At 71.4% G+C, this 3,734-nt stretch carries 3 protein-coding genes; 2 read left to right on the forward strand and 1 reads right to left on the reverse strand.

The genetic code is table 11. The annotated features are described in order from the left end of the window. Positions 1-160: 160 nt before the first annotated feature. Positions 161-1,057, reverse strand: a complete 897-nt coding sequence (locus QH283_RS11280) for an inositol monophosphatase family protein (RefSeq protein ID WP_280502960.1) — start codon at positions 1,055-1,057, stop codon at positions 161-163. A gap of 233 nt (positions 1,058-1,290) precedes the next feature. On the opposite strand from QH283_RS11280, the gene ppgK reads away from it, so the two are divergent. After that, entirely contained in the window at positions 1,291-2,049 is a 759-nt protein-coding gene (gene ppgK, locus QH283_RS11285) for a polyphosphate--glucose phosphotransferase (protein WP_280502961.1), read from the forward strand. Positions 2,050-2,257: 208 nt separating this feature from the next. Further along, positions 2,258-3,655, forward strand: coding sequence for an RNA polymerase sigma factor (locus tag QH283_RS11290; RefSeq protein WP_280502962.1), 1,398 nt, complete (start codon positions 2,258-2,260; stop codon positions 3,653-3,655). Positions 3,656-3,734 lie beyond the last annotated feature (79 nt).

Raw genomic sequence — 3,734 nt, forward strand, 5'->3', positions numbered from 1 at the left:
TATTTTTGGGGGGGGGCTCGCACCGCCCACGGCTGCGCCCGCGCCCTACCCCGCCCCCGCCCCCGCGGGCGCCCCCCCCCCAGGGGGGCCGCGCCCCCCGTTCGCGGCGGGGCCTCGGCCGTTTCCGCACCATCGCGGCCCCGCGGGCCCGGCCGTCGGGCTAGCTGTCCGGGATCGCCTCGCGCGCACCCGCCGCGTCGAGCACCGCGAGCAGTTGTTCGGCGATCCCCGGCGCCGCGGCGACCACCAGATCGCCCTGCGCGCCGGTGTGCGTGGCGGGCGGCAGGGTGAGCACGGCGCCCGCCTCCTCGGCGATCAGCGCGCCGGCGCCCCAGTCCCAGGGATGCAGTCCGTGCTCGAAGTAGGCGTCCACGCGGCCGGTCGCCACATGGCACAGGTCCAGCGCGGCCGCGCCGAAGCGGCGGATGTCGCGGATGCGCGGCAGCACCTCGGCGATGATCTCGGCCTGCCTGGCGCGCCTGGCGCGGCCGTAGGCGAAACCCGTTGCCACGAGGGTGAGTTCCAGTTCCGCGGCGTCCGAGCAACGCAGCCGTTCGATCGTGCCGTCGGGATGGGCGGCCGTCGCGCCCGCGCCGAGTCCGGCGCTGTAGGTGATCCCGTGCGCCACGTCGACGACCGCGCCGGCCAGGGGCCGTCCGCCGCGCAGGGCCGCGACCGAGACGGCGTAGCCGGGCACGCCGTAGAGGAAGTTGACCGTCCCGTCGATGGGATCGACCACCCAGGTCACGTCGTCGTCCCCGGCCAGGCTGCCGCCGCCCTCCTCACCGAGGATCGCCTCGCCGGGCCGCCGTTCGGCGAGCAACGCGCGGATCAGTTCCTCGGATTCGGTGTCGACCACGGTCACCGGATCGGTGGCATGGCTCTTGGTGCGCACCGAGGCGGCACTCCCCTGCTCGCCGCTGCCGTCCCCGCCACCGTTGCCGTTGCCCGCGCCGAAGACCTCGGGGCGGCGGGCACGCACGTGCGCGGCGGCGCGTTCGGCGAGTTCGGTCGCCGTGCGCCGCAGCTCGGCGACGACGTCCTCGGGTGCGGACACCCTGGCGGCGGGTGTCTCGGCTGATCTCTCGGTGGCTGATCCGGTGGAGTGCGGCACGTCTCCATCGCTACCACAGATCCGTGCGGCGCCGTCTCATCGGCTGCGCAGGCCGGGCACGGGCCCAGCCGGACGGACCGGACGCCCGTTGTCGCGTGCGATACGACACCACAGCCGGGCATCGGACATAATCGCCTGTCACTACAACGGTCGGCTACGCAGAACGAGGGGTTGCCATGTCCGCTCCGGGGCACGCATTCGGCATCGATATCGGTGGCAGCGGGGTGAAGGGCGCCGCGGTCGACCTGACCACCGGCGAGTTGGTGCACGAGCGCGTCAAGATCGCCACACCGCGCCCGGCGACCCCGGAAGCCGTCGCGGCGACCACCGCCCGCCTGGTGGCCGAGGCGGGCTGGGACGGTCCGGTGGGCGTCACCATGCCCTCGGTGGTGCTCGACGGCGTCGTGCGCACCGCCGCCAACATCGACAAGAGCTGGATCGGCGTGGACGCGCGGGCACTGTTCTCCGATGCCCTCGGCGGCCGGGAGGTGACCGTGCTCAACGACGCGGACGCCGCCGGGCTGGCCGAGGACCGTTACGGCGCGGCCGCCGAACACCGCGGTCTCGTGCTGTTGCTGACCTTCGGCACCGGCATCGGATCGGCGCTGCTCTACAACGGCACCCTCGTGCCCAACTCCGAGCTCGGTCACCTCGAGATCGGCGGGATGGAGGCCGAACACCGCGCCGCCGCCTCGGTGAAGGACCGGCTCGGCCTGAGCTACGAGCAGTGGGCCGTTGAGGTGTCCACCGTGCTGTCCGGGCTCGAGGACCTGTTCTGGCCGAATGTGATCGTCGCCGGCGGCGGCATCAGCCGCGACGCCGATCGCTGGATTCCGTTGCTCACCAACCGGACTCCTGTGGTCGCCGCGCGGCTGCGCAACACCGCGGGAATCGTCGGCGCGGCGATGGCGATCCAGGGGCATCTGACGCCCTGACCTGCGCACGCCGGGCGGACCCGGCCGGGGACCGGCGCGCGGGAAGGCGGCATCGTGCCGTGAGTACCCTGGTCGGATAGTTACAATGGAACATGCCCGGCGGTGAGCCGGAGCCCGACCGGCCTTCCGCCGGTGAAACCCGACAGACCGCTCCGCCGGAACACTACTCTGGCGTGACGCCGCACGAGACCGTCACGAAAGGGCGTACGTGGTAGCCACGACCCGTCAGACCGCCGGTTCGGCCGACGCCGACTCCGAAGACCCCACCGCAGCTCGGCCGGTTCGCAAGGCTGCCGCCAAGAAGGCACCGGCCAAGAAGGCCGACGCCAAGAAGGCGCCTGCCAAGAAGGCCGCCAAGGCCACCAAAGCCACCAAGGCCACCAAGGCCACCAAGGCCACCGCCAAGAAGGCGACGGCGAAGAAGGCTTCCACCAAGAAGGCGGGCCCCGACGGCGAGCCCGGCTCCGACGAGGCGCTCGACGACGACGCCATCGATCTGGCCGATCTCGACGACATCGAGGTCGACGAGACCGACCTGGCCGAGGAGGGCGAGCTGGTCGAGGCCGCCGCCGACGACGAGGAGGACGAGGAGCCGAGCGCCGCCGACAAGGCCTCCGGCGATTTCGTCTGGGACGAGGAGGAATCCGAGGCCCTGCGGCAGGCCCGCAAGGACGCCGAGCTGACCGCGTCGGCCGACTCGGTCCGCGCCTACCTCAAGCAGATCGGCAAGGTCGCGCTGCTCAACGCCGAGGAGGAGGTCGAACTCGCCAAGCGCATCGAGGCGGGCCTGTACGCGGCCGAGAAGATGCGCGAGTTCGCCGAGAGCGGCGAGAAGCTGCCGGTCGCGATGCGCCGCGACTACAACTGGATCATCCGCGACGGCAACCGAGCCAAGAACCACCTGCTCGAGGCCAACCTGCGTCTGGTGGTCTCGCTGGCCAAGCGCTACACCGGGCGCGGCATGGCGTTCCTCGACCTGATCCAGGAGGGCAACCTGGGTCTGATCCGCGCGGTGGAGAAGTTCGACTACACCAAGGGCTACAAGTTCTCGACCTACGCCACCTGGTGGATCCGTCAGGCGATCACCCGCGCGATGGCCGACCAGGCCCGCACCATCCGCATCCCGGTGCACATGGTGGAGGTCATCAACAAGCTCGGTCGCATCCAGCGCGAGCTGCTCCAGGATCTCGGCCGCGAGCCGACCCCGGAGGAGCTGGCCAAGGAAATGGACATCACCCCGGAGAAGGTCCTCGAGATCCAGCAGTACGCGCGTGAGCCGATCTCGCTGGACCAGACCATCGGCGACGAGGGCGACAGCCAGCTCGGTGATTTCATCGAGGATTCCGAGGCCGTCGTCGCGGTCGACGCGGTGAGCTTCACCCTGTTGCAGGACCAGCTGCAGTCGGTGCTGGAGACACTGTCCGAGCGCGAGGCGGGTGTGGTGCGGCTGCGCTTCGGCCTCACCGACGGCCAGCCGCGCACCCTGGACGAGATCGGCCAGGTCTACGGCGTGACCCGAGAGCGCATCCGCCAGATCGAATCCAAGACGATGAGCAAGCTGCGCCACCCGAGCCGCTCGCAGGTGCTGCGCGACTATCTCGACTAGGTCCGCGCCGCACGGCCGCGCACAGGTCGCGGCTGACGATAACCACGACGAGGCCCCGCGGGGGGCCCCCCCGGGGGGG

The sequence above is a fragment of the Nocardia farcinica genome (genome assembly GCF_029867845.1).
GTDB classification, from domain to species: Bacteria; Actinomycetota; Actinomycetes; order Mycobacteriales; family Mycobacteriaceae; genus Nocardia; species Nocardia farcinica_A.